The 22,739-nt window shown below is 69.6% G+C and carries 24 protein-coding genes and 3 tRNA genes; 13 read left to right on the top strand and 14 right to left on the bottom strand.

All coding sequences use genetic code 11. The features are described 5' to 3' along the window. Positions 1 to 275: 275 nt before the first annotated feature. From STROP_RS05730 to STROP_RS05715, 4 genes are all read left to right on the top strand, one after another. On the top strand, positions 276 to 1,151 hold the full coding sequence (locus STROP_RS05730) for a helix-turn-helix domain-containing protein (RefSeq protein ID WP_011905036.1): 876 nt from the start codon (positions 276 to 278) through the stop codon (positions 1,149 to 1,151). Next, positions 1,144 to 1,341, top strand: coding sequence for a DUF397 domain-containing protein (locus STROP_RS05725; protein ID WP_011905035.1), 198 nt, complete (start codon positions 1,144 to 1,146; stop codon positions 1,339 to 1,341). Before STROP_RS05730 ends, STROP_RS05725 begins: the two co-directional genes overlap by 8 nt. A 306-nt stretch (positions 1,342 to 1,647) precedes the next feature. After that, positions 1,648 to 2,982, top strand: a complete 1,335-nt coding sequence (locus STROP_RS05720) for a hypothetical protein (protein WP_029125874.1) — start codon at positions 1,648 to 1,650, stop codon at positions 2,980 to 2,982. Continuing rightward, positions 2,979 to 3,548 (top strand): flavoprotein, encoded by a 570-nt coding sequence (locus STROP_RS05715; protein ID WP_011905033.1) that lies wholly within the window; start codon positions 2,979 to 2,981, stop codon positions 3,546 to 3,548. The genes STROP_RS05720 and STROP_RS05715 overlap by 4 nt, the downstream gene beginning before the upstream one ends. Here STROP_RS05715 and STROP_RS05710 read toward each other — a convergent pair. Then, on the bottom strand, positions 3,493 to 3,951 hold the full coding sequence (locus STROP_RS05710) for an NUDIX domain-containing protein (RefSeq protein ID WP_043535223.1): 459 nt from the start codon (positions 3,949 to 3,951) through the stop codon (positions 3,493 to 3,495). The two genes, STROP_RS05715 and STROP_RS05710, sit on opposite strands and share 56 nt — an antisense overlap. Positions 3,952 to 4,159: 208 nt before the next feature. Next, a tRNA-Lys gene (locus STROP_RS05705) sits at positions 4,160 to 4,235 on the bottom strand. Positions 4,236 to 4,494: 259 nt separating this feature from the next. Here STROP_RS05705 and STROP_RS05700 point away from each other — a divergent pair. After that, a complete protein-coding gene (locus tag STROP_RS05700) occupies positions 4,495 to 5,772 on the top strand; it encodes a L,D-transpeptidase (protein ID WP_011905031.1) in 1,278 nt (425 codons plus the stop codon). A 188-nt stretch (positions 5,773 to 5,960) separates the two neighbouring features. Here STROP_RS05700 and STROP_RS05695 read toward each other — a convergent pair whose 3' ends face one another. The 3 genes from STROP_RS05695 to orn all read right to left on the bottom strand — a co-directional run bounded on the left by STROP_RS05695 (position 5,961) and on the right by orn (position 8,457). Continuing rightward, positions 5,961 to 7,346: an autotransporter outer membrane beta-barrel domain-containing protein gene (locus STROP_RS05695; RefSeq protein ID WP_011905030.1), complete on the bottom strand. Its 1,386-nt coding sequence runs from the start codon at positions 7,344 to 7,346 to the stop codon at positions 5,961 to 5,963. A gap of 349 nt (positions 7,347 to 7,695) precedes the next feature. Next, a tRNA-His gene (locus tag STROP_RS05690) sits at positions 7,696 to 7,771 on the bottom strand. Positions 7,772 to 7,860: 89 nt separating this feature from the next. After that, positions 7,861 to 8,457, bottom strand: a complete 597-nt coding sequence (gene orn / locus STROP_RS05685) for an oligoribonuclease (RefSeq protein WP_011905029.1) — start codon at positions 8,455 to 8,457, stop codon at positions 7,861 to 7,863. 68 nt (positions 8,458 to 8,525) lie between these two features. On the opposite strand from orn, the gene STROP_RS05680 reads away from it, so the two are divergent. Beyond that, on the top strand, positions 8,526 to 9,782 hold the full coding sequence (locus STROP_RS05680; RefSeq protein ID WP_043535221.1) for a glycosyltransferase family 87 protein: 1,257 nt from the start codon (positions 8,526 to 8,528) through the stop codon (positions 9,780 to 9,782). 110 nt (positions 9,783 to 9,892) lie between these two features. Here the strand turns inward: STROP_RS05680 and STROP_RS05675 are convergent, their stop codons facing one another. The 3 genes from STROP_RS05675 to STROP_RS05665 all read right to left on the bottom strand — a co-directional run bounded on the left by STROP_RS05675 (position 9,893) and on the right by STROP_RS05665 (position 13,079). Then, positions 9,893 to 10,489 carry a hypothetical protein gene (locus STROP_RS05675; RefSeq protein ID WP_011905027.1) on the bottom strand — a complete coding sequence of 199 codons (597 nt, stop codon included), beginning with the start codon at positions 10,487 to 10,489 and terminating at the stop codon, positions 9,893 to 9,895. A gap of 166 nt (positions 10,490 to 10,655) precedes the next feature. Beyond that, positions 10,656 to 11,399: a YcnI family copper-binding membrane protein gene (locus tag STROP_RS05670; RefSeq protein WP_011905026.1), complete on the bottom strand. Its 744-nt coding sequence runs from the start codon at positions 11,397 to 11,399 to the stop codon at positions 10,656 to 10,658. Positions 11,400 to 11,414: 15 nt separating this feature from the next. Next, on the bottom strand, positions 11,415 to 13,079 hold the full coding sequence (locus STROP_RS05665; protein WP_026274982.1) for a copper resistance CopC/CopD family protein: 1,665 nt from the start codon (positions 13,077 to 13,079) through the stop codon (positions 11,415 to 11,417). Positions 13,080 to 13,366: 287 nt separating this feature from the next. Between STROP_RS05665 and STROP_RS05660 the strand changes: the two genes are divergently transcribed. After that, positions 13,367 to 13,891: a MauE/DoxX family redox-associated membrane protein gene (locus STROP_RS05660; protein WP_011905024.1), complete on the top strand. Its 525-nt coding sequence runs from the start codon at positions 13,367 to 13,369 to the stop codon at positions 13,889 to 13,891. Next, positions 13,884 to 14,597, top strand: coding sequence for a DsbA family protein (locus STROP_RS05655; RefSeq protein WP_011905023.1), 714 nt, complete (start codon positions 13,884 to 13,886; stop codon positions 14,595 to 14,597). Before STROP_RS05660 ends, STROP_RS05655 begins: the two co-directional genes overlap by 8 nt. A 12-nt stretch (positions 14,598 to 14,609) precedes the next feature. Here STROP_RS05655 and STROP_RS05650 read toward each other — a convergent pair whose 3' ends face one another. The 4 genes from STROP_RS05650 to STROP_RS05635 are packed head-to-tail and all read right to left on the bottom strand — an operon-like array spanning position 14,610 to position 17,266. Beyond that, entirely contained in the window at positions 14,610 to 15,383 is a 774-nt protein-coding gene (locus tag STROP_RS05650) for an energy-coupling factor ABC transporter ATP-binding protein (protein WP_011905022.1), read from the bottom strand. After that, entirely contained in the window at positions 15,380 to 16,150 is a 771-nt protein-coding gene (gene cbiQ, locus STROP_RS05645; RefSeq protein WP_011905021.1) for a cobalt ECF transporter T component CbiQ, read from the bottom strand. The genes STROP_RS05650 and cbiQ overlap by 4 nt, the downstream gene beginning before the upstream one ends. Before the next feature lie 10 nt (positions 16,151 to 16,160). Then, complete coding sequence (locus tag STROP_RS05640; RefSeq protein ID WP_011905020.1) at positions 16,161 to 16,553, bottom strand: PDGLE domain-containing protein; 393 nt, start codon at positions 16,551 to 16,553, stop codon at positions 16,161 to 16,163. Then, positions 16,550 to 17,266: an energy-coupling factor ABC transporter permease gene (locus tag STROP_RS05635; protein WP_011905019.1), complete on the bottom strand. Its 717-nt coding sequence runs from the start codon at positions 17,264 to 17,266 to the stop codon at positions 16,550 to 16,552. The genes STROP_RS05640 and STROP_RS05635 overlap by 4 nt, the downstream gene beginning before the upstream one ends. A gap of 183 nt (positions 17,267 to 17,449) precedes the next feature. Here STROP_RS05635 and bcp point away from each other — a divergent pair, with 183 nt between their 5' ends. Further along, a complete protein-coding gene (bcp, locus tag STROP_RS05630) occupies positions 17,450 to 17,926 on the top strand; it encodes a thioredoxin-dependent thiol peroxidase (RefSeq protein ID WP_011905018.1) in 477 nt (158 codons plus the stop codon). A gap of 117 nt (positions 17,927 to 18,043) precedes the next feature. Next, positions 18,044 to 18,130: transfer RNA gene (locus STROP_RS05625), tRNA-Leu, on the top strand. 68 nt (positions 18,131 to 18,198) lie between these two features. Here STROP_RS05625 and STROP_RS05620 read toward each other — a convergent pair. Beyond that, a complete protein-coding gene (locus STROP_RS05620; protein ID WP_011905017.1) occupies positions 18,199 to 18,615 on the bottom strand; it encodes an ASCH domain-containing protein in 417 nt (138 codons plus the stop codon). 83 nt (positions 18,616 to 18,698) lie between these two features. On the opposite strand from STROP_RS05620, the gene STROP_RS05615 reads away from it, so the two are divergent. After that, complete coding sequence (locus STROP_RS05615) at positions 18,699 to 19,232, top strand: GNAT family N-acetyltransferase (RefSeq protein ID WP_026274983.1); 534 nt, start codon at positions 18,699 to 18,701, stop codon at positions 19,230 to 19,232. Between the two features lie 81 nt (positions 19,233 to 19,313). On the opposite strand, the gene STROP_RS05610 is transcribed toward STROP_RS05615, so the two are convergent. Beyond that, positions 19,314 to 20,132, bottom strand: coding sequence for an MOSC domain-containing protein (locus STROP_RS05610; RefSeq protein WP_011905015.1), 819 nt, complete (start codon positions 20,130 to 20,132; stop codon positions 19,314 to 19,316). 86 nt (positions 20,133 to 20,218) lie between these two features. On the opposite strand from STROP_RS05610, the gene STROP_RS05605 reads away from it, so the two are divergent. Further along, complete coding sequence (locus STROP_RS05605; protein WP_011905014.1) at positions 20,219 to 21,070, top strand: MurR/RpiR family transcriptional regulator; 852 nt, start codon at positions 20,219 to 20,221, stop codon at positions 21,068 to 21,070. 10 nt (positions 21,071 to 21,080) lie between these two features. After that, on the top strand, positions 21,081 to 22,730 hold the full coding sequence (gene hutU / locus STROP_RS05600) for a urocanate hydratase (RefSeq protein ID WP_011905013.1): 1,650 nt from the start codon (positions 21,081 to 21,083) through the stop codon (positions 22,728 to 22,730). Positions 22,731 to 22,739: the final 9 nt, after the last annotated feature.

Genomic DNA, 22,739 nt, shown 5'->3' with positions numbered 1-22,739 from the left:
CACGAGCCGGATCCAGCCGGTTCGCCCGTACCGGATCACATAAATCGACAGATCGCTTCTGGTAGGTCCACCTTCACGGACAGTCCACATACGCGGGAATCCCCGTCCACCACCTGATCCGGTACCCGTTCTGCTGCCCAGATGGTCGCTGATCAGGGCCTCAGCAGCCGATCGTGAACTCACGCCCAGCTCCAACAGAGAAGCCCGGGGTTACGCTCCCCGCATCGCCGGTGCGTAATCGTCCTCCGGCGTTGGTTGTTCTCCGGAGGTGTGGTGTGATCAGCCCGCTGGTGCGTCGTCGTAGGCTCGCCGCCGAGCTGATCCGCCTGCGCGACGAGCACGGATACCCAGCCGCCCGCGTCGCCGCGGAGATCGGCGTCGCACGCCAACGCATCTCGCGGTTGGAGAACGGTCACGTCGCCCCTGACCTCGACGAGGTCATGCGGATTCTCCAGCTGTTCGGCGTAGATCAGCAGCGCTGGCAGCAGATCATGACGATCGCCCGCGAGGCACAGGAACGCGGGTGGTGGGCGAAGTACGCCGACGAGATGGGCACCCGACAGGCTCTATACGCGAACCTTGAGGCGGGCGCGAGTGAGATTCGCGAATATCAGATGGTCTACCTGCCCGGCTTGTTGCAGGTGCGGCCGTACACCGAAGCACGCCTGCTAATGGATGCTCCCAACGGTGCCACCTACAGCCACACCCGAGCACTCGAAGCACGCGCCGGCCGCCAACGCATGCTGGAGCGGCCGGGCGGCCCTCGGTATGAGGTGATCATCGACGAACTGGCCATCCGCCGTTTTGCCGCGCCCGCCCCGGTGATCGCCGATCAACTGGACCACCTAACGCTCGTCGGACACCACCGCCGAACCATCAGCATCCGAGTACTGCCAATCGCCGCCAAGATCCGCCAGCATTCCGTCCCCCGCTCGGCGTTTTTCACCTACCGGTACCCGGACCCGCACGACCCCGTGGTCGTTGCCGTTGACACGGCCACCGACGACCTCGTACTGACAGAGGTAGCAGACGTCAACCGCTACCTCGACCTATACGGCAGGTTGGCGGACGCCGCCATGCCACCGGGCGAAAGCCTCGGCTTCCTCGCCGCAACGGCCGAAGAAATCAGGAGTAATATTCACGATGAATGACAGACAGTTGGGCCCGTGGCGGAAGTCCACCCGAAGCGGTGGCGCCGACAACTGTGTCGAAGTCACGACCGCTACCGACCTGTACGTCGGTGTCCGGGACTCCAAGAACCCCGACGGTGTCCTTGTGTTCGGCCCGGATGGCTGGTTCGAGTTCATCGAGGGGGTTCGCAACGGCGAATTCGACGCCTGACCGGCACGGGTTGCAGCCCGCCAGCCGCGCTCGCGGGGTGGCGGCCTCACCGTGGCACCCAGCCCTACGGCGCGGACCGCAAGGCCAGGAAGTGGCCCACGCCGCCGACGACCATCGGTATCGCTTGAACCGGGCAGGGACGCACTGGGACCATGTAGGAGCGTAGTGCTGCGACGATGTGGCGCAAGGGCACGTCATTGCTGGGTCGATCCTGGGGGGCAGATCGTGGGGAGGGACAGCGTCCCGAACAGTCACCTCAGGGCTGCCCGCAAGGCGCTACGGTCCCCCTCTGGTTCCGGCCGCCCGATGTCTCGCCAGGAGTTGGCCGACGCCTGCAACGCCGAACTGGCCTCGATGTACGGCAGGCAAGGTCGCAGGCCGCGCTGGGCAGGACTCACCGAGAAGGCAATTGGCGCGCTGGAACGCGGCGAGATCCGATGGCCCAATGAGGATTACCGATGGGCGCTCTGCACGGTCTTGCAAACCGACAAGCGTTCGCTCGGGCTCTACATCGACCGGCCCGACAACGCCAAGAATGACGAACTCCCGGAACCCACAGAGCCGAATTCTCGTCACCAACACAAGGGGATGACCCTCGCCCACCCACGGCCCGAGATATACGAGCCCGAGTCGCCACAGACCAGCCAATCGCTCGATGCCTCCGGCTCGCCCAGCCAATGGCGTGCGGGGCTGCGGCACGCGGTCCTCGCCCGTGACAACGGACAGGTCCTGCTGCCGTTACCTGAGCTGGAGGCCGCCCTACAGGTCGGCAACCTCGCCTACCAGGGCGCTCAGTACAGCAAACTGCGGCAGCTACCCATCCTTATCAACGGGGCCGAGTCCTTGTTCGCCGAACAGCCGAAGGCTGTGGAGATGCCCAGGGTTGCCCGAGCCGCTAGCGGCGTTTACCTGCTGGCGTCAAAACTGGCTGCCAAACTCGGTGACGGCGAACTCGCCTGGACCACCGCGGACCGCGCCCGATGCTTCGGCCTGATAGCCGCTGATCCAGCACGGACCGCCATCGCGGCCTACCAGACCGCATGCGCGCTCGCCAAGCAGCCAGGCCGTGCCGCCGAAGCGGAAAAGGTCGCGGTAACCGCCGCCGAAGCCATCGCCGGCCACCAGTTGTACCGCACCCCCGCCTACCTCTCGGCGTACGGAGCGCTCCTGCTCCACGCGGCCGTGGCGGCAGCCCGCCAGGCAGACACTCGCAGCGCATGGCGCCACCTGCGAGCCGCTGAATCAGCCGCCGATGAACTCGGCCGCAACGGTAACGAACTGTGGACAGCCTTCGGACCCACCAACGTCCGGCTACACCAAATCTCCGTCGCGGTCGCCCTACACGACAACAAGCAGGCACTCCGGCTCGCCGACCAGCTCGACACCGCACAGCTCCCACTGACGCTAGCCAGCCGGCGCGCTCAAGCGCACCTCGACCTTGCCGTGGCGCACAGCGCGACGGACAGCTCAGCCCCCCAAGCGATGCTCCACCTCCTGGAGTACGAACGCCTCGTCCCTGAGGCGATCAAGCTCAACGCCACCGCCGCTGGGCTCATCACGAAGCTGCTCCGGCGGGAACACCCCAGCCGCACCCCCGGGCTACGAGCCCTCGCCGACCGAGCAGGAGTCCAAGACGCATGACCAAGGCCACCCCCGTCGCCCTGCTCGTCGTGTGCGCCGCCCCACCGGCCGCGAAAGTAACCGAGCTGGCCGAATGGCTCCGCCACGACGGCTGGGACGTGCACCCCGTCGTCACCGAGGCCGCCACCGCATGGGTTGACCTCCCAGCCCTGCAACAGACAACCGGCCACCCCGTCCGGAGCGAACCACGCGGACCGCAGGAGCCGAAGTCGCTACCGCGGCCTGACGCCATCATCGTCGCCCCGGCCACCTTCAACACGATCAACCAATGGGCCGCCGGCATCAACAACACCGCAGCCCTGGGCACCCTCAACGAAGCCCTCGGAGCCGGAACACCGATCATCGTCTCGCCCTACGCCAAGGCAACGCTCGCCGCACACCCCGCCTTCCACCGCAACCTCGAACTACTCGCCAACGCCGGCGTTCACTTCACCGCCACCGAAGCCCTACGACCCGACACCCCAAACGGACCATTCCACTGGGACAGCGTGCTCGACCTTCTCCACCGCACTACCCTGCACCATCGTCGTACACCGAGAGCAACGCCTCCTCGTGGGCGGCAATGAACACCCTGAGCACATCCGGCTTCAACTCCACCGCGTGCAGCTCGTCAATCGCCACCCGGTCCAGCTGATACTCACCCCGCGCGGGATCAGCGAACTCCGGCCCACTACGCGCCTCCACCCGCAACCGAAGCAAACGACCCGCGAAGAAATGCTGCACCGAAACACCCGCACCAACCGGAGTGGAGAACAGGAACACCGGAACCAGCCGACCGGCCTCGCCACCAACCTCCTCACGCAACTCACGACGCAGCGCGGCCTCCAGACAAACATCCGTCGACTCCACCCCACCGCCCGGCGTCGTCCAGTACGGCACCTGCCCGGGCCTGATCCGCTTGATCAGCACAAGACGGCCGTCACCATCAACAAGGATGGCCCGCACCGACCTACGCACGATCCGCCGCACAACCGACCCTAACCACGCCCGGGCCCCGCCACCGGACAGCGGCGCACCCGATTGATCCATGGTGCCGACCGGCTGGCATCCCACCCCGTCCCACCGACACCAACCCGGTCCAACGGCTCCCGAGCACCCACCGAGCGACCAACCACCACCGCCGTACGCGAAAAAGGCCCCGACCGGCACCTAAGTACCAGGTCAGGGCCTTGCTCGTTGGTGCGCCGCCAGGGACTCGAACCCCGAACCCGCGGATTAAGAGTCCGCTGCTCTGCCAGTTGAGCTAGCGGCGCTCGTTGGCAACGGAAAGAACCCTAGCACGCCAGTTCAGCCGGCCTCGAATCCGATCCCCACTCCCCTCTTTTGGTCGAGTTATTCGGACAAGTAGCACCAAAACCATCGAGTCGGCGGTGCACGGGCGGGCACGGAGGAGCGGAGTTACGGCACGATGTGCGCCTAGGCGCGTGCGGACTGTGTTGAAGACAGGGCTCGGGACGGTCGGCGACCAGTTCCGGTCCACCTCTTCGACGACAAGAGTAAGGAAGAGAGCACATGCGAGCCGTTCAGGACCTGCCGCCCCGGCACGGTCGACGTCGGCCAGGTAGGCGCTGGCACGCGTTCGTGGCCGGGCTACTCACCGCCACGTTGACGCTGACCGCTGCCTGCGCCTCCGGAGACGAACAGCCCGAAGGGAAGGCCGACGACGCGACACCGGCCCCACTGGCCTCGGTCAGTATCGTCGAGCCAGCCACCGACGCCCGGGACGTACCCGCGTCAACGAGCATCATCTTCACGGCGGAGGAGTCCCGGGAGACCACCGTCGCGCTGGTCGACTCGGCGGGCGGGGCCGTCGAGGGCGCACTCACCGCCGACGGCGCGGGTTGGCTGCCCACCGGTGCGCTCGAGTACGGCGAAACCTACACGGCGACTGTTACCGCCACTGGAGATGACGGCCGTCCCGCCACCGCGACCAGCACCTTCACCACGATGACCAAGCCGGATCAACAGGTTCGGATCAGCAGCTTCCTCGGCGACGGTCAGGTGGTCGGGGTCGGGATGCCGCTCATCGTGAAGTTTGGCCGGGAGATACCGGAGGACTACCGCGACGACGTGCAGCGTCGAATGACGGTGACGGCGACACCCGCGCAGGAGGGGGTGTGGCACTGGGTCAGCCCGACCGAGGTGCGGTACCGCCCGAAGGAGTTCTGGCAGGCGAACAGCACGGTCTCGTACCGGGTCCAGGCAGGCGGCCTGCCGCTTGGTGATGGTTGGTACGGACGGGCCGATCTCACCGTCGACATCGAGATCGGCCCGGCGCTGATCATGACGGTGGAGAACAAGACGAAGCAGATGGTGGTCACGAAGGACGGCGAGAAGGTCCGGACCATCCCGGTAAGCCTCGGCAAGAAGTCCACGCCCTCGTCGAGCGGCACCATGGTGGTGATCGAGAAGCTGCGCGAGACGGTCTTCGACACGTTTGACGAACTGGGGCCGGACGAGGGTTACCGCACAGACATCGAGTACGCGCAGCGGCTTACCTGGGGCGGGGAGTTCATCCACGCCGCCCCCTGGTCGGAGGGACAGCAGGGCTCAGTGAATGTCTCCCACGGCTGCGTGAACGTGTCGATGGCCAACGGCGCCTGGCTCTTCAACAACACCCGGATCGGGGATCCGATCCGGGTGGTGGGCACTGGGCGAAAGCTCCAGAACGGCAACGGCTGGACCGACTGGAACCTGAGCTGGGAGGAGTACGTCGAAGGCAGCGCCCTGCCCGAGGAGCCGGCTTTGGCCGGGCCCGCCGCCGACTCGACAGGTAGCTCGCCTGGCTGACAGACACAGCGCGGCTGTCGGCGGGCCGACAGCCGCGGGTGACGGTCCTCCACCGAAGCGGCAGCCTGGGGTGGCGGAGCCCTCGCGGGTGCTCGGCAGATTGTGGCGGGCCGAGACGGGATCGCGGGGCTCGACCCGCACCGCCGACTGGCGGTGTGGTCGAGCCCGCGCGATCCGGGTGACGGGGGTCAGCCCGAGCAGCCGGAGACGTTGACGCAGTTGTTGGGTCGGTTCTTCACCACGATGGTGCCGGTGGCGGTATTCAGGTTCACCGTGCCGCCGTCGTTGAAGATGCCCCCGCCGTCGGTGACGGCGATGTTCTTGACGATCTTGGTGGAGAAGAGGGATGTCGTGCCGATGGCCTCGTTGTAGATTCCACCACCCTGATCAGCTTGGTTCTCGGTAACTTTTGTCCGCCGCAACACGAGTTGCCCCTCGTTGAGGATTCCTCCACCGTTCACGGAGGTGGCGGTGTTCCTCATGATGAGGCTGTCTTCTATGACGGCACTGCTCTCCGCAACCGCTACCCCCCCTCGGACGAACAGACCACCGGCGCTGTCGGCCGTGTTGTCGGTGAGGTGAAGGTGTCGCAGCCGCAACTGTGCACCGTTTGCGGCGGCGATACCACCAACGACAATGGCGGTGTTTCCGGTGACTCGAGTGCCAACAACCGTGCCCACGCCGCCAACGACGAATAGCCCGCCAACGGTGAGCGCCTGGTTTCGGGAGATACTGCCCTCCTTCATGGTGAGGCCCTGGGCAAAGACACCGCCGGTATTCACCGCAATATTGTTGTCGACCTGCGACTTGACGATGTCCAACCGGCCGGTGCTGTAAATTCCACCGCCGATCTGGTCGACGGTGTTCCGGCTGACGCTGGAGTTGGTGACGACGGTGGTTCCCGCGTTGAAGATGCCGCCGCCGTCACCGCTTTCGGCAATGTTCCGGGTGATGGTGCTGTCCTTGGTGGTCAACGCCCCACCAGCGTTGACGAGGACTCCCGCACCGTCACCGGTGACCTGGCCGCCGGTGATGGTCAGCTTGTTGAGGGTGAGGTTGCCACCGGTGTCGACGGCGAGGATGCGGAATTCGTCGACGGCGGCGGCGCGTTCGATGGTGGTGTTCTTGCCGCCGTTGAGGGTGATGGGGGCGGTGATGGCGGGCAGGCCGTTGCCGTCGATGTCGGCGGTGAGCAGGTAGGTGCAGTCCTTGGCGAGGTCGAGCACGGCGCCGTCGCGGGCGTTGGCCAGGGTGATCGCGGCGATCAACGCGTCGGCGTCACAGGGCACGGGGGTGCCCTTGGGTGCGGCCTCCTTCTTCCCCTCACGCTTGTCGTCGTCATCACGCTGACCGCGGTCGTCGCCGCGGTGCTCGCTCCCGGCGGACCGGTCGTTGGGTGTTGCCAGGTGGTCGCCGCCGAGTTTTGCGGCCGGGGTTGCGGCGACGCCGACGGTGGTGAGGGCCAGGCCGGTCGCACCGGCCAACCCGAGGGCCCACCACCGCCGCCGTGACCTCGCCCGGCCGCCACCAGGGCGCTCCGGTTCGGGCTCGTGGATGTGGTCCTGCTGGTTCATCGCGGTGTCGGTGTCCTTCCCCCGTTACGGCGAGGAGCCACCAGCCCAGGGGCGGACCGGGCGGTGTCCCTCGGCTACCGGGCAGGCGGTAGCAGCCACCAGCACGCTAAACCGACATAAGGGACATCAGTACGTGAATCCGAAATTTATCCCCAAACAAGACAAGAATACCTTTACTGGGCTTAACTGCCCGAGTGCCGCATTTGCGCAGTCCTGCTGTGACGGCCCGGACGGCGCCCCGCCTGGCCGCAGGGCCGGCGGCCAAGGCCGAGTTCCCCTGTATTGCCCTACAACGACTCAGGCCCCCTCCGTGGAGGGGGCCTGAGCTGCGGTGGAGCAGATCCACCACTGGGGTGACTGATGGGAATTGAACCCACGACAACCGGGACCACAACCCGGTGCTCTGCCAACTGAGCTACAGCCACCATCCGCCGCGCTGGGTTCACCCCTGGCGGCGCGGATCAATGATAGCCGCACCCGGGGTCATCGCGTCCAGCGGGTTCCACCCCTGCGGCTACAGCTTTGCGGCGACCGCCTTGGCGCTCTCCACGTCCGGCCCCGGCAGCGGCACGAAGAGTGTCCGTCGGTAGTACTCGAGCTCCCGGATGCTCTCGCGCACATCGGCCAACGCCCGGTGTGCCAGGCCCTTCCTCGGCTGGCTGAAATACACCCGGGGATACCAGCGCCGGCAGAGCTCCTTGATCGAGGAAACGTCGATCATCCGGTAGTGCAGGTGGTTGTCCAGCCGGGGCATGTCCCGGGCGATGAAACCCCGGTCGGTGGCGATCGAGTTGCCGCAGAGCGGAGCGGTACGCGGATCCTTCACGTGACTGGTGATGTAGTCGAGGACCATCTCCTCCGCCTCGGCGAGCCCGATTGTGGAACGGCGGACCTCCTCGGTGAGGCCCGACTTCGCATGCATCGTCGCCACGATCTCGGGCATCTTGTCCAGCGCCGCCTCGTCGGCGTGGATCACCACATCGACACCCTCACCGAGCACGTTGAGATCGGGGTCGGTAACAAGCGCGGCGACTTCGATCAGCTTGTCGCCGCCGAGGTCCAAGCCGGTCATTTCACAGTCGATCCAGACGAGTAGATCTGCCACCGGCACAGCCTACGCGCAGCCCAGCAGCCCGCGCGCCGCGCATCTGTCGGCACTGCGACCGTTAGGGTTCTCTCGTGCCAGCCGAACCCGTCCCCCCTCCCGTCGTGGTCGAAGACGACACCCGCGGGCGGACGGCGCGTCGGATCGTCACCGTTTTGGCTATCGCCGCCGTGCTGCCCGCGCTCTACGTGAAGGGAAAGCACGACTTCTTCGACCTGAAGATCTACATGGCGGCGATGGACTGGTGGGCCATGGGCAACCCGCTCTACGACTACGTCCAGCCGGACCGGGTGCAGGGCGAGCTGTACTTCACCTACCCGCCATTCGGCGCGCTGCTGTTGTCGCCGTTCGCGCTGCTCCGGCTGGGCGCCACCGTGACGATCTTCACTGTGCTGACCGTGCTGGCGGTGGTGGTGACCACCCGCTGGCTGGTCGACCCGGTGATCGCCCGGCACAACCTGCCCCGGATCTTCACCCTCGCCGTGGCGGTGCTGCTCGTACTCGCCGTGGAGAGCACCCGGGAGACCATCACCTTCGGGCAGATCAACATGCTGCTGGTGGTGCTGATCCTGGCGGACCTGCTGTTCGCCGTACCGCATAACGGGCGTTGGGCCGGGGTGGGGGTGGGGCTGGCGACGGCGCTCAAGTTGTACCCAGGCATCTTCATCGTCTACCTGCTGGCCTGCCGGAAGTGGCGGGCGGCAGCGGTGGCGAGCGCGACGGCAGCGGGAGCCACGCTGCTCGCCGCGGTTGTCCTGCCGCTCGAATCGTGGCGCTACTGGACGCACGAACTGTGGGCCACCGACCGGGTCGGCCGCACCGACTACACCGGCAACCAGTCACTGCTCGGTCTGATCCACCGCCTCACCGTGCCTCAGGAGCCAGATCGACTCCTGTGGCTCGCCCTGGTCGTGGTGGTCGCCGGGTACGGGCTGTGGCGGGCGGCCCGGGCGGCCCGTGCCGGCGACGCGCTGACCGGCCTCACCCTCACCGGCCTGGTTGGCTCGCTGATCAGCCCGATCACCTGGCCCCATCACATCTACTGGTTCGTGCCGGCCGTCGTGGTGCTGGTGGACGCGGCGCTCGCCGCGAGTCCGGGCAGCAGGCGCCGCCGGCTGTGGCTGCTCGCCGCCGGCGTCACTGTGATCGTCGTGTACGGGGTGGTGACGTTCCAGAAGTGGGGTACCGCCCCGGTGCCCACCGACACGGTCGCCGAGTTCGTGGATCGCAACGTGTACGTACTGCTGGGGCTGGTGCTGCTGGCCGCCCTGCCGATTCGCGGCAAGCCGATTCAATCAGACACTCTTCACGAGGCGCCCACAGGGCGCTAATCTGACTTAAGAGAAGGTAAGTGACGTTTCGGTAGCACCGATCCCCCGGTGCGGGACGGCCCTCCGTGTCGGCAGCACGGAGGGCCGTCCTCCTGCACCCCCGCTACCAGCTACATCGAATCGCTGTCTCGCCGAGTCGCACGCAGAGACGGCCGCAGCCGCCGCACCGGCGGACGGCCGGGATGCGAGGGCAGGTCGGTCTCCGCGGGCTCGTTGAGCGGCCAGTCCGAGCCGGCCCCCGGGGCTCGGCGGCGCCCCACCGGGCCGATCTTGCGTTCCCCGGCTGGACGGGGCATCGAGCGGGTTTGCTCACCTGAAGCGCCGACCGACACGAGTTGCCGGGCGGGCGCGACGAGCCGGCTTCCGTCTCGCGCGACGACCGGCTGACCCCCCGCTCGGGCAGCGGGCGCACCGAGCCCGCTGAGCGAGGTCAGCCCCAGCCGACTGGCGAGGAGCGGCACCTGGTCCGGCTCGACCACGAAAACCACCTCCCGGGGGCGAGCCGGCCGTAGCAGCAACGCCAGAGCCCCCGACACCAGCAGCATCCCGCCAACCAGGAGGCCAGCGGTGACCGGCGCGACCCAGCTCTCCCGCAGCTCAGCGCGCAGGTCCAGGGTCAGGTCAGCGCCCAGTGCGGCCCCACCGAGCAGCACCGGGATCCCGGTGACCAACAACAACACCCCCGCGAAGACCCGCACGGTACGCACCGACTTAACCCCTCTCCGTAGCCAAGCACTCGGCCGACCTTACCGACCCGAAGCGCCCGATCAGGGGATATCCACGGCCATCGCCGAGGAAAGGCACCGGCCCGCCGGGAGATCCGACGGGCCGGGCCGAAAGGCCGGCGACGCCGTTCATGCCGGCGGGAGCGGATCAGAGCTTCGGCATGGGCTCGCGCCGGGATCGGGTGAAGGCCAGCCCGCCCAGCACCAGGCCGCCCAGGCCGACGACCAGGCCGGCGACGCCGAGACCGACGGCCAGCCCATCCCGCGCCGCCACGTCGTCCGCTGCCTCGTCATCCACCACGGCCGGCGTCCCGTCCTGGGCTGCCGCCGAATCGGACTCCTCGGCGGCAGCCAGCTCCAGCACCGGGGCCGGTGCCTCTGGCTCCACGCCGTCGGCGGTCGGCTCGTCGATCCACCGCACGACCGTGCCGTCCGAGTATGTCTGCAACGACTTGAAGACCATCGTGTCAACCGTGGGCAGCGGCCCCACCGAGACCGGGAACTCCTGGAACGTGCCCGGACCGATGCCGGCCTCGGGCTGCGCCGTCCAGGTGATCTTCGCTACCGCCTCGGTGATCTGGCTGCCGTGCACCTCCACCGGTTCGTCGAGCGTGCGCTTCTCCACCACCGCCGTCCAGCCCGGGACCAGCATCGTCGAGACCGAACCGAGCGGGGCGTTCTCCGGCAGGAAGATCTCAACCTTGGTGGTGGACTCGGTGTCACTCTCGTTCGGCACCCGGAAGGCGAACCGGCCGTACCCGCCCTGAGTCGCCTCCGTCGGGTCAACCGTGATGTGCGCCGAGGCGGGCCCGGCGGAGCCGAACACGGCGGCGGCGACCGCGCCGAGCGTGAGGAGGGCGGTGGCGGAGGAACTGCGCCGGAGACGGATCATGAAATGGAACCCTTCCTAACTGACTGCCACGGTGGTCGCCACCGTGGCCTGGTCGATCTCTGACGTGCGGACGGTCACCCGCAACTGCCAATCCCCGGACGCGGGCAGGTTGATCTCACCGGTCGCGTGGTTGTCGGTCAGTGGCAGCAACGGCACCTCGATCGGTTCGATTCCCGCCCCCGGCAGCGCGACGGTGGCCCGCCACTCCGCCACCGGCTGGGGCCGGTTGTCCGGCGTGTAGGCGTAGAAGTGAACCGAGTTGTTGCCCCGTCGGGCCGGGTCCACCTCAACCTGCAACGAGTACAACGAACTGGTCAGGGTCGTCGAGAAGTAGTCGCTGCCGGATTGGGCGGTGTCGGCGACCGCTGTCCGCGCCGGGGTGGTCTGGACCAGCGCCGCCGCCAGTCCGAGCAGCACCGCGGTGATCGCCAGCTCGACCAGGATCGCCCGCCGTACCGGCGCGGGCCGCTCGGCCGCCGCGCCCCGACGCACCAGTGCCCGGGAGTACGCGGCCACCGCGACCACCAGAGCGAAGAGCCCGACCTTGCCAAGCAGCAGCCGACCGTACGGGGTGTCGACGAGGGCCGCGAACGAGGCTACCTCGATCAGCGCCTGTACGACCCCGGCGACGAGCAGCACGGAGACGGAGAGCGCCGCCCAGCGGGACCAGATCGGCAGGATCGCGCTCAGCTCCCCCTCGTCGGCCTGGCGCAGCAGGAAGCCGGCGAGCATCACCAGACCGCCGAGCCAGACCGCCATGCCGCCCAGGTGCACCGCGTCGACCACGACCGAGACCACCGGGGCCGGGGAGACCGCCGGATGCCCGGACAGGGGCCAGGTCAGCAGGGCCCCGCCGCCGAGGACGCCCAGGATCACCAGGTCGGTCCGGCCGACCGGGCCGGCCAGCAGCGGCCGGAGCACGAACGCCGCCGCCGCGAGCAGGCCCAGCCGGACCAGGTGCGCGGCGCCGAAGGGGCTCCCCAGCACCGTGCTCACGCCCGCACCGGTGAGGTCGAAGACGCCGCCGCCGTTGGTGTAGGGGACCTGGAGCCAGCCCGTCGCCAGCGTGGCGAACGCCAGCAGGCCCAGACCGGTCCATGCCAGGCGGGCGGGGCCGCGGCGGGACAGCCGGCGGGGCCAGAGCAGGGCGAGGACCAGCACCGGGCCGACCAGTAGCAGCAGGCCGGCGTAGCCGAGATACTTGCCGATCTTGATTCCGACACTCACCACCGGGTCGGCGCGGCTGTCGCTGCCGGTGTCGACCGGGGGTGTGGACGGGGCACCGACGGAGTAGGTGAACGCACCGGAGACCGGATGGCTGTCGGCCGAGATCACCCGAAAGCTGACCAGGTAGGTGCCGCGACCGGAGTTCGGATCGACCGGGATCACGACGACGGCACCCTCGAAGCTGGGCTCACCCCGGTCGGCCCGCGATCCGTCCGGCGCGATGACCCGGGTCTTACCGGGCACCTTGCGGACCGACTCACTGAAGGTGAGGACCACCTCGGTGGGGGCGTCCGGCACCACCGCCGACGAGGCCGGGCTGCTACTCACGAGCACCGCGTGGGCACTGGCCGGGCCGGCCGGGGCGACCAGCAGGGCAACGAGGGCGATCAGGAGCCCGCCAACGGCGGTGAGCCGGGCGGTCCAGCGGCGGAGGACGACACTCATGCCGGTCATGCTCGCCCAGAACGCCCCTGATGCCCAACCGGACTTGGGTCGGCGGGAGACCCACGACCGGGCCGCTCCTCCCAGCTCATAAGTGGGTAGTCGGACCTCGCCCCGGGAAAGTTCCCGACGTGGCAAAGCCCATCTAGGGGCAAAGGTCCCTACCACCACATCTCGCTCCGCGTAGCCTGGACTGTCATGATCCCGGCCCCGCGCGACATCGAATCCGCTGGTCCCCGCCGTCGGCGTGGCGTGGATCGGCTGAGCGCGGGAACCTGCCGGGGGCGAGGAGCGACCACATGAGCGTGACCACATCGAGCAGCCGCTTTGCCCGCTGGCCGATCGTCCGCCCGTGGATCGGCCTCGCCGCCCGACTCGGCCTGGCCGCGGTCTGGCTCCTCGCCGGGGCGTCCAAGGTTGGGGACCTCGCCGCCTCCGGCCGGGCCGTGAACGCGTACCAGGTCTTCCCGTACGACGTGGCGGCCGTGATCGGCGCCGCGTTGCCCTTTGTCGAGCTGACCCTCGGCGTACTCGTGCTGCTCGGGTTGGCGACCCGGCTGACCGCCGGGGTGTCCGTGGCGCTGCTGCTGGTCTTCATCGCCGGCATCGTCTCGGCCTGGACGCGCGGGCTGACCATCGACTGCGGCTGTTTCGGCATCGGCGGCGAGCTGGCCGAGGGGCAGACCCCGAGCTACCTCCCGGAGATCCTCCGGGACCTGGGATTCCTGGCGCTGGCCGGGTTCCTGTTGATCTGGCCCCGCACCCCGTTCTCGGTGGACGGCTGGTTGATGGGCGAACGTGCAGTGGAGGACGAGGATGAGTAGTCGCAAGGGTCGCAAGGAAGCCGCCCGGGTGGTCCGGGAACAGCTGGCCCAGGAGCGGCGGCGCAAGCGGACGCTCTGGGTGTCGGCGACCGCCGTCTTCGTGCTGGTGATCGCCGGCTTCGTCGGCTGGGCCGTCTACTCCGAGCAGCGCGCTGACGATTTCACCCCGCCACCGGGGGCCAACGAGGCCGGCACCGGCATCGTGTACGGCTCCGGGCCGGTCACCATCGACCTGTACGAGGACTACCTCTGCCCGGCCTGTAAGCAGTTCCAGGAGGTCAGCGGCGAAACCGTCGACCAACTCGCGGACGAGGGCAAGGCACAGGTGGTCTTCCACCCGGTGGCCATCCTGGACAGCCGCTCCACCACCCAGTACTCGACCCGCTCCTCCGCCGCCGCGGGCTGCGCCGCGGCTGGCGGGAAGTTCCGCGAGTACAGCGAGGCGCTCTTCGTGCAGCAGCCGGCCGAAGACGGCGCCCAGCTCAGCAACGACGAGCTGATCGACCTCGGAGTCGGCGTCGGGCTGGACCGGGACAGCTTCGGCTCGTGTGTCAACGACGGCACCTATCTGTCCTGGACCAAACACGTGACCGAGGAGTCCAGCCGGGCGAACGTCTCCGGCACGCCGACGGTCCTGGTCAACGGAGAGCCGGTCACCAACTGGTCGCCGGAGAACATCCAGGCCGCGGTGGAGGCCGCCAGTTAGTCCGTACCCGGGTCAACGCAGTGTCGGGCGGGGCGTGAATCCGTAGGGCAGTTCGAGGCGGTGCCGGGCGAGCAGCGCCTCGTCGGCCAGGATCTCCTCCGTGGGGCCGTCGGCGACGAGCCGGCCGGCGTCCAGAATGACCGAGCGTTCGCACAGCTCCAGCGCGTACGGCAGATCATGGGTGACCATCAACAGGGTCACCGGCAGGGCGCGCAGGATCTCAGCCAGTTCGCGGCGGGCAGCTGGGTCGAGGTTGGACGATGGCTCGTCCAGCACCAGGATCTCCGGGTGCATGGCGAGCACCGTCGCCACCGCGACCCGGCGACGCTGCCCGAACGACAGGTGGTGCGGCGCGCGGTCCCGGTGCTCGCTCATGCCGACCGCGGCGAGCGCCTCGTCCACCCGGTTCGTCAGCTCGGCACCGCGCAGCCCCAGGTTGGCCGGGCCGAACGCCACGTCCTCGGCGACGGTGGGCAGGAAGAGCTGGTCATCCGGGTCCTGGAAGACGATGCCCACCCGCCGGCGCACCTCGGCCAGGGTCGACCGATCCGGGCGGACGGTCAGTCCACCGACGGTCACGCTCCCCGCGGTGGGGGTGAGGATGCCGTTGAGGTGCAGCACCAGGGTCGTCTTACCGGCGCCGTTCGGCCCGAGCAGTGCCACCCGGTCACCGCGGGGCACGGTCAGCTCCACGCCCCGCAGCGCCGCGTGCCCGTCCGGGTAGGCGTAGCGCACGTCGCGCACGTCGAGGCTGGGGGACGTTGTCGGCTGCACGTTCCCGATCATGTCAGGACCAGGGCGGTGGCGGCGACGCCGGCCGCCACGGCGGGGACGGTCGAGGCGAGCAGCCACTGCCCGGCGGTCGCCGCGTCCGTGCCCTGCCCCATCTGGGGCATCCGCCCGGTGTAGCCGCGCGACAGCATCGCCAGGTACACCCGCTCCCCCCGCTCGTAGGCGCGCAGGAACAGGGCCCCGACCCCGGTCGCGAATCCCCGTAGCTGCCACACGAAGCGCGGATCGTCGCCCCGGGACAGGCGGGCCACCCGCATTCGTCGGGCCTCACCGACCAGCACGTCCAGGTAGCGCAGCATGAAGGCGGCGATCTGGGTGAGCAGCTGCGGGCAGCGCAGCCGGTCCAATCCGACGATCAGGTCCCGGGTGGTGGTGGTCGCGGCCAGCAGCAGCGACGCCAGGACACCCAGCGTGCCCTTGGCGAGGATGTTCCACGCCCCGTACAGCCCGTCCACGGAGACCGACAGGCCGAGGAGTTCGACACGCTCGCCCACGCCGAGGAACGGCAGGGCGAACGCGAACAGCACGAACGGCAGCTCGATCAGCGACCGGCGCAGCAGCCAGCCGGGCCGGACCCGGGCCACCGCCGCGACCACCGCCACCAGCACGGCGTAGCCACCGAAGGCCCAGAGCGCCTCCCGGGGGGTGGCGACCACGGCGAGGGTGAAGGCCACCATCGCCGTGATCTTCACCTCGGGGGGCAGTCGGTGCACCGGCGAGTCCGAGCGGTGGTAGAGCAGCTGGCTGTGCCCGGCGCCCACGGCCCGCTCCTCAGCCCACTCCGGCGGCGGAGGTCGGCTGCGCCGCCGCGTCCCCATCCCCGGTGGGTTGCCCGGCCCGGCGACGGACCAGCCAGAACCCGCCCCCGGCCAGGGCGAAGGTCAGCAGCACGCCGACAACACCGGAGAGCCCGGTGGCGAGGGTGTCGTCGGCGATGCCGGTGACGCCGTAGTCGGCCAACGGGCCGCCGATCTCGTGCTCCTGTTCCCGCTGCGCCGGACAGTCGCCGCCGGTGACGGCACCCTCCGCGTCAACGATGCAGCCCTCCCGCAGCGCGGACTCCAGCCCGTCCGGGTGGGCCGACGCGAAGCCGCTCACCACCCCGGCCAGCAGCAGGGAGACCAGCAGCCCGCTGGCGACGAAACCCCAGGTCCGTTTCCTCACCGGGCACCTCCAACAGCCAGGACGGGGGCTGACGCGACCGGTCCGCGGGCGCGCAGCGCGTAGACGAGATCGGGTCGGGTCTTCGCGACGGTCAGCACCGTCACCGCGGTGATCAGGCCCTCGCCGATGCCGATCAGCAGGTGCGAGACGGCGATCGTGCCGGCCAGACCGGCGATGTTGTCGCCGAGGTCGGCGGCGCCACCGAGCTGGTACTGGAAGACGAAGCCCAGGGCCGCCACCACGACGCTGACCAGGGCCGAGACGAACGCCGTCACGGCGAGCCCGGCCGGCGTACGCGGCAGGACCCGCAGCAGTGCGACGATCAGCAGGTACGCGGCGGCGGTGCCGACGATCGCCATGTTGGTGATGTTGAGACCGAGCATCGCCACGCCGCCGTCGCCGAAGACCAGCGCCTGCACGATCAGCACCACGGCCACGCAGAGTGCGCCGACCCACGGCCCCACCAGCAGCGCGGCGAGCGCGCCACCGAGCAGGTGGCCGCTGACCCCGGCGGTGAAGATCGGAAAGTTGAGCATCTGCACGGCGAAGATGAAGGCGGCGACCAGGCCGGCCATCGGCGCCAGTCGATCGTCCAGGTGTTGCCGGCCGCGCTGGACGCAGAGCGCCATCGCTGCCAGCGCGATCACCGCGAAGATCGCGGCGACGGGACCGTTGATGATCCCGTTGGAGATGTGCATCGCCAGGTACTCCACGCGACCTCCCCACGTGTTCGGCGGGTCCGTCCACGCCGCCGCGTCAGACTATTAGGCGAACTGAACTATTGCCAATTCCTTGCAACAAGAGATGGTGTCGATCACGTCGTCGGACCACCGAACGGCACGCCACCGAGGTCACCGACGCGAACCGGGAGCCGGCGCGACGGTAGGGTCGCAGCCATGACCGCGCCTGCCCGCCTCTCCCCCGGCGACACCGCCCCCGACTTCACCCTCCCCACCGACAGCGGCGACCAGCTCGCGCTGGCCGACCTCCGCGGTCGCAAGGTGCTGCTCTACGCCTACCCGGCCGCGATGACCCCCGGCTGCACCAAGCAGGCCTGCGACTTCCGCGATTCCCTCGCCTCGCTCCAGGCCGCCGGCTACGAGGTCGTCGGCATCTCCCCGGACAAGCCGGAGAAGCTGGCCACGTTCCGCGAACGGGACGCCATCACGTTCCCCCTCGTCTCCGACACCGACCGGGCGGTGCTCACCGCGTACGGGGCGTACGGCGAGAAGCAGTCGTACGGCAAGACGGTCACCGGGGTCATCCGCTCGACGTTCGTCATCGACGCCGACGGGCGCATCGAGCAGGCCTTCTACAACGTCCGGGCGACCGGCCACGTCGCCAAACTCCGTCGCGACCTCGGCCTGGACTGAACCGACGCCCGACGGCCCGCGCGCCCGCGTCCCCTGGTGGGTCTCCACCGGTCCATCGAGACGACCACCGGGTGGGGCGCGGGCCCGCCACGGGAGGCTCTAGACTCTTCCGGGCAAGCGGGAGTGGCGTAATTGGCAGCCGCGCAGGTCTTAGGAGCCTGTGTCCGAGAGGACGTGGGGGTTCGAGTCCCCCCTCCCGCACCACCGGCGCTCGGCAGGAGCCGCCCGGCGTCCGCGACCAGGAACGGTCACAGCGTCGCCACCAACCGTGTTCACAGCGTCGCCACCAGCCGGAACCGCTCCAGCACAGCCGGCGTGTCGTCGTCCACGGTGAAGTCCGGATCACCGAGCCACCCTCGGTAGTCCACGCCGTGCCAGTACTTCTCGTGGCCCGCCCGCCAGGCGGCGACCGAGTCGTACCCCTCGCCCTCGTCCCGGGCGTGGTCAAGGTCCACGTCACCGAGCCGGCTGACCCGTACCTCGGTCAGCTCGATCACGGCCACCCGACGACCAGCAGAATCGACCACCGCCGCCTGGGCACCCGCGACCGGTAGCGCCTCACCGTCAATCTCGTAGTCCTGACACAGGCCGGTCGTGGTGGTCTTGGTCCCCTCGAGCACCGCGGCGACCAGTTGGTCCCGCAACGGGCCGGGGAAGGCGAACTCGTATGGTGGCAGGTCGGCGATCACGAGGGGACCCTAGCGTGATTCGACCTGTCGGGCTCGTCACTATCTCGGGCGGCCGTCCACCCCGACCGGCCAGGATGAGCACCGTGACTCTGCGGTTCGTCCTCGACCCCGACCTGACGCCCGAACTGCGCGCGGAGATCGTCGCGCTCTGGGTGGACGTCACCAACGCCGGTGGCGCGGTGGGCTTCGTCGCGCCGGTCACCGCCGCCGACGTGCGGAGCATCGCCGACCCGACCCTGGCGGCGGTCACCGACGGCCCGGACCGGTTGCTACTCGGCTACGTGGGCGGCCAGCTCGCCGCGATGGCGATCTTCACCGACAACCGGTTTCACCTGAAGACCCACTACCGGGTCCTGACCCGGGTCATGATTCACCCGGACTGTCAGGGCGAGGGCTACGGCCTGGACCTGATGCGCGAGGCGGAGCGGATCGGCCGCCGGCTGGGGCTGGTCGCGCTCCAGGTCACCGTCCGGGACGGGTTGGGGCTGGACCGTTTCTACCGGCATCTCGGCTACCGCGAGGTGGGACGGCTGCCGGGCGCGCTGCGGGTGGGGGCGGGGGATGATCGGGACGAGCTCTTCATGTGGCTCGACCTGAGCACCGACCGGCCCCGGTGACAAACGACGGCCCAGGGGACGGCCAACGGCCTGGGTGATAAGCGGCGGCCCGGGGGATCCGTGGGGCCGAACCCGCCGCGGTCAGTCGGCGAGCACAACCTCGTCACCGACGGCGACCCGGCCGGTCTCGACGGGCACCATGTGCAGCCCGAAGCGGAGCTTCTGCCGCACCCTGCGGTAGCGGCCGAGCGTGACCAGCGGCTCCTTCCCGCGCACACCGGTCTCCTGGTCCACTGTGGTGACCACGCAACGGCCAGCCAGGCCGGCGGCGCGGAAGGTGACACCACCGATCCGCACCAGGCGGGCGGCCCAGCCGTCCTCCGCCCAGGCCGGCGCTCCGGTGACCACGAGGTTCGGGCGGAAGCGGGTCATCGGCACAGGCGGCTCGCCGGCCTCTGCCAGCCACCTGTTGAGCTCATCGAGCGAGCCGGTGCTGCTGAGCAGAATCGGGTACTCGTCGGCGAAGGTGACCTGGCCACCCGGGTCCTGCTCGCGGTCGGCTGCGGGGATGTGTCGGGCTGGCCGGGCCAGCCACACCAGGCGGGCCGGGCGGCCGAGCAACCGGCTGACCCAGGTCTGGGCGGTCGAACCAGCGGCGTGCGCCCACACGCCCAGCTTGCGGCTGCGGAAGGTGCGGACGACGATCGGGACACCGTCGACCGGTTCCGGGACGTCGAGGTCGGGGTGGCCGGCGGCACGCAGGGTGAGACCGCCGGCGTGGGCCACCGCGCGCAGCGCGACGAGGCCGCTGACCTCGCGTTGGGTGATGCCGATGCCCGCCGCGTCCACGAGCATCCAGCGCCGGTCGCCGGCCAGGCCCCAGGGCAGCACCGGGGCGACATCGTGGTCCCGCCGCCGACACCCCTTGACGGGGTAGGTGTGAATAGCGCTCAGCCGCATCGGCTCACCCTGCCACTCGTGCCCCGCTCTTCGCCGGCCGCAGCAGTCCGGTTGCCGATGAAAGTTTCTATGCATAGGGTCGAAACATGAATAACGGATCCGTCGTGCCCCCGGGTGACCGGGTGCTGGACCTGTTCCGCGGGGTTCGGCTCACCCCGACGCAGCGACGGATCGCGCACTGCCTCGTCCAGCAGGGCCCGGCGGTGGCGTACCTGTCGGCGGCGGAGGTCGCCGAGCTGGCCGGGGTGAGCCAGCCCTCGGTGACCCGCTTCGCGATGGCCCTCGGCCACGACGGCTACCCCGCCCTGCGCCGCCACCTCCGGGAGCTGACCGCGGCACCCCGCGGCGGGCGACCGAACCCGGACAACGAACTCCAGCAGGCGGTACGCGCCGAGATCGAGAACCTGGACCGACTCGCCGACCAGTTCGCCGACCGGGACCGCGTCGCCGCCGCCGGCCGGGTCCTCGCCGCCAGCCACCCGCTGCCGGTGCTCGGCCTCCGTGCCGCCGCGCCGCTGGCCGCCTACTTCGCCTACTTCGCCGCCAAGGTACTCCCGGACGTACGGGTCCTCGACGACGGCGGCAGCCTGCTCACCGACCGGATCGAACAGGCCGCCGAGGCCGGTGCGACCGCCCTGCTCGCCCTCGTGCTGCCCCGCTACCCCCGGGAGGCCCTCGACGCCCTGCGGGAAGCCCGAACGGCGGGCCTGACCGTCGTCACCATCACCGACTCGCCGGTCAGCCCAGCCGGCGAACACGCCGACGTGGTGCTGCCCGCCGCCGTCGGCGCTCAACTCGTGTTCGACCTGCACACCGCACCGATGACCCTGGCCATGGTGCTGCTCCAGGCGATCTGCGACGCCGCACCCGTGCAAACCCAACGGCGGCTGGAGGCGTTCGAAGCCTCCGCCGCCCGTCGTCAGTTGTTCCTCGGTTAGGAGGTTCCTCATGACCCAGCCGATCCGCGCCGCGCGTGGCACCACCCCCACCGCCCGGGGCTGGCCCCAGGAAGCCGCACGGCGGATGCTGATGAACAACCTCGACCCGGAGGTGGCCGAACGCCCCGAGGACCTGGTCGTCTACGGCGGGACCGGGAAGGCCGCGCGGGACTGGCCGTCGTACCACGCGCTACTGAACACCCTCACCGACCTGCGCGATGACGAGACGATGCTGGTGCAGTCCGGCCGGCCGGTCGCGGTGATGCGGACCCACGAGTGGGCACCGCGGGTGCTGCTGGCCAACTCCAATCTGGTCGGCGACTGGGCGACCTGGCCGGAGTTCCGCCGGCTGGAGCAGCTCGGCCTGACCATGTACGGGCAGATGACCGCCGGATCGTGGATCTACATCGGCACCCAGGGCATCCTTCAGGGCACCTACGAAACGTTCGCGGCCGTCGCCGCGAAGCGGTTCGGCGGGTCGCTGGCCGGGACGCTGACCCTGACCGCCGGCTGCGGTGGGATGGGCGGGGCCCAGCCGCTCGCGGTGACCATGAACAGCGGCGCCTGCCTGATCGTGGATGTAGACCGGTCCCGCCTCGAACGCCGGGTACGCGAGCGCTACCTGGACGAGGTCGCCGACTCACTCGACGACGCGGTACAGCGGGCAACCGCCGCGCGGAACGAACGGCGGGCGCGCAGCATCGGCGTGGTCGGCAACGCGGCCACCCTCTTCCCCGAGCTGCTGCGCCGAGGCATCCCGGTGGACGTGGTCACCGACCAGACCAGCGCCCACGACCCACTGTCGTACCTGCCGGAGGGGGTTGAGCTGGCCGACGCCCGCGACTACGCGGCGGCCAAGCCGGCCGAGTTCACCGACCGCGCCCGCGCGTCGATGGCCCGACACGTCGAGGCGATGGTCGGCTTCCTCGACGCGGGCGCCGAGGTGTTCGACTACGGCAACTCGATCCGCGGCGAGGCCCAGCTCGGTGGCTACGCGCGCGCCTTCGACTTCCCGGGATTCGTGCCCGCCTACATCCGGCCGCTGTTCTGCGCGGGTAAGGGCCCGTTCCGGTGGGCGGCGCTCTCCGGCGACCCGGCCGACATCGCCGCCACCGACCGGGCCATTCTCGAACTCTTCCCGGAGAACGAGCAGCTGGCCCGTTGGATCCGGATGGCCGGCGAACGGGTGGCGTTCCAGGGGCTGCCGGCCCGGATCTGCTGGCTCGGCTACGGCGAACGGGACCGGGCCGGGGTACGGTTCAACGAGATGGTCGCCGCCGGAGAGCTCTCCGCGCCGGTGGTCATCGGCCGGGATCACCTGGACTGCGGTAGCGTCGCCAGCCCGTACCGGGAGACCGAGGCGATGGCCGACGGCTCCGACGCCATCGCCGACTGGCCGCTGCTCAACGCCCTGGTCAACACCGCCAGCGGGGCCTCCTGGGTCTCCCTGCACCACGGCGGCGGGGTCGGGATCGGCCGCTCCATCCACGCCGGCCAGGTCTGCGTCGCCGACGGCAGCGCCCTCGCCGGGCAGAAGATCGAACGAGTCCTGACCAACGACCCGGCCATGGGCGTCGTCCGGCACGTTGACGCCGGCTACGACGACGCCCGGCAGGTCGCCGAGCGGACCGGCCTGCACATCCCGATGGCGAAGTCGTGAGGAGAGCTC

This window comes from Salinispora tropica CNB-440 (assembly GCF_000016425.1).
In the GTDB taxonomy this organism is placed as follows: domain Bacteria; phylum Actinomycetota; class Actinomycetes; order Mycobacteriales; family Micromonosporaceae; genus Micromonospora; species Micromonospora tropica.
The sequence above is the reverse complement of the archived record's forward strand: the minus strand, read 5'-3'. Positions and strand labels throughout refer to the sequence as shown.

Coding starts and splice junctions, on each gene's coding strand:
- STROP_RS05725 (WP_011905035.1), top strand. CDS start 1,144: ATGAATGACAGACAGTTGGGCCCGTGGCGGAAGTCCACCCGAAGCGGT.
- STROP_RS05720 (WP_029125874.1), top strand. CDS start 1,648: ATGTCTCGCCAGGAGTTGGCCGACGCCTGCAACGCCGAACTGGCCTCG.
- STROP_RS05715 (WP_011905033.1), top strand. CDS start 2,979: ATGACCAAGGCCACCCCCGTCGCCCTGCTCGTCGTGTGCGCCGCCCCA.
- STROP_RS05700 (WP_011905031.1), top strand. CDS start 4,495: ATGCGAGCCGTTCAGGACCTGCCGCCCCGGCACGGTCGACGTCGGCCA.
- STROP_RS05695 (WP_011905030.1), bottom strand. CDS start 7,346: ATGAACCAGCAGGACCACATCCACGAGCCCGAACCGGAGCGCCCTGGT.
- STROP_RS05670 (WP_011905026.1), bottom strand. CDS start 11,399: ATGATCCGTCTCCGGCGCAGTTCCTCCGCCACCGCCCTCCTCACGCTC.
- STROP_RS05665 (WP_026274982.1), bottom strand. CDS start 13,079: ATGACCGGCATGAGTGTCGTCCTCCGCCGCTGGACCGCCCGGCTCACC.
- STROP_RS05660 (WP_011905024.1), top strand. CDS start 13,367: ATGAGCGTGACCACATCGAGCAGCCGCTTTGCCCGCTGGCCGATCGTC.
- STROP_RS05655 (WP_011905023.1), top strand. CDS start 13,884: ATGAGTAGTCGCAAGGGTCGCAAGGAAGCCGCCCGGGTGGTCCGGGAA.
- STROP_RS05650 (WP_011905022.1), bottom strand. CDS start 15,383: ATGATCGGGAACGTGCAGCCGACAACGTCCCCCAGCCTCGACGTGCGC.
- bcp (WP_011905018.1), top strand. CDS start 17,450: ATGACCGCGCCTGCCCGCCTCTCCCCCGGCGACACCGCCCCCGACTTC.
- STROP_RS05610 (WP_011905015.1), bottom strand. CDS start 20,132: ATGCGGCTGAGCGCTATTCACACCTACCCCGTCAAGGGGTGTCGGCGG.
- STROP_RS05605 (WP_011905014.1), top strand. CDS start 20,219: ATGAATAACGGATCCGTCGTGCCCCCGGGTGACCGGGTGCTGGACCTG.
- hutU (WP_011905013.1), top strand. CDS start 21,081: ATGACCCAGCCGATCCGCGCCGCGCGTGGCACCACCCCCACCGCCCGG.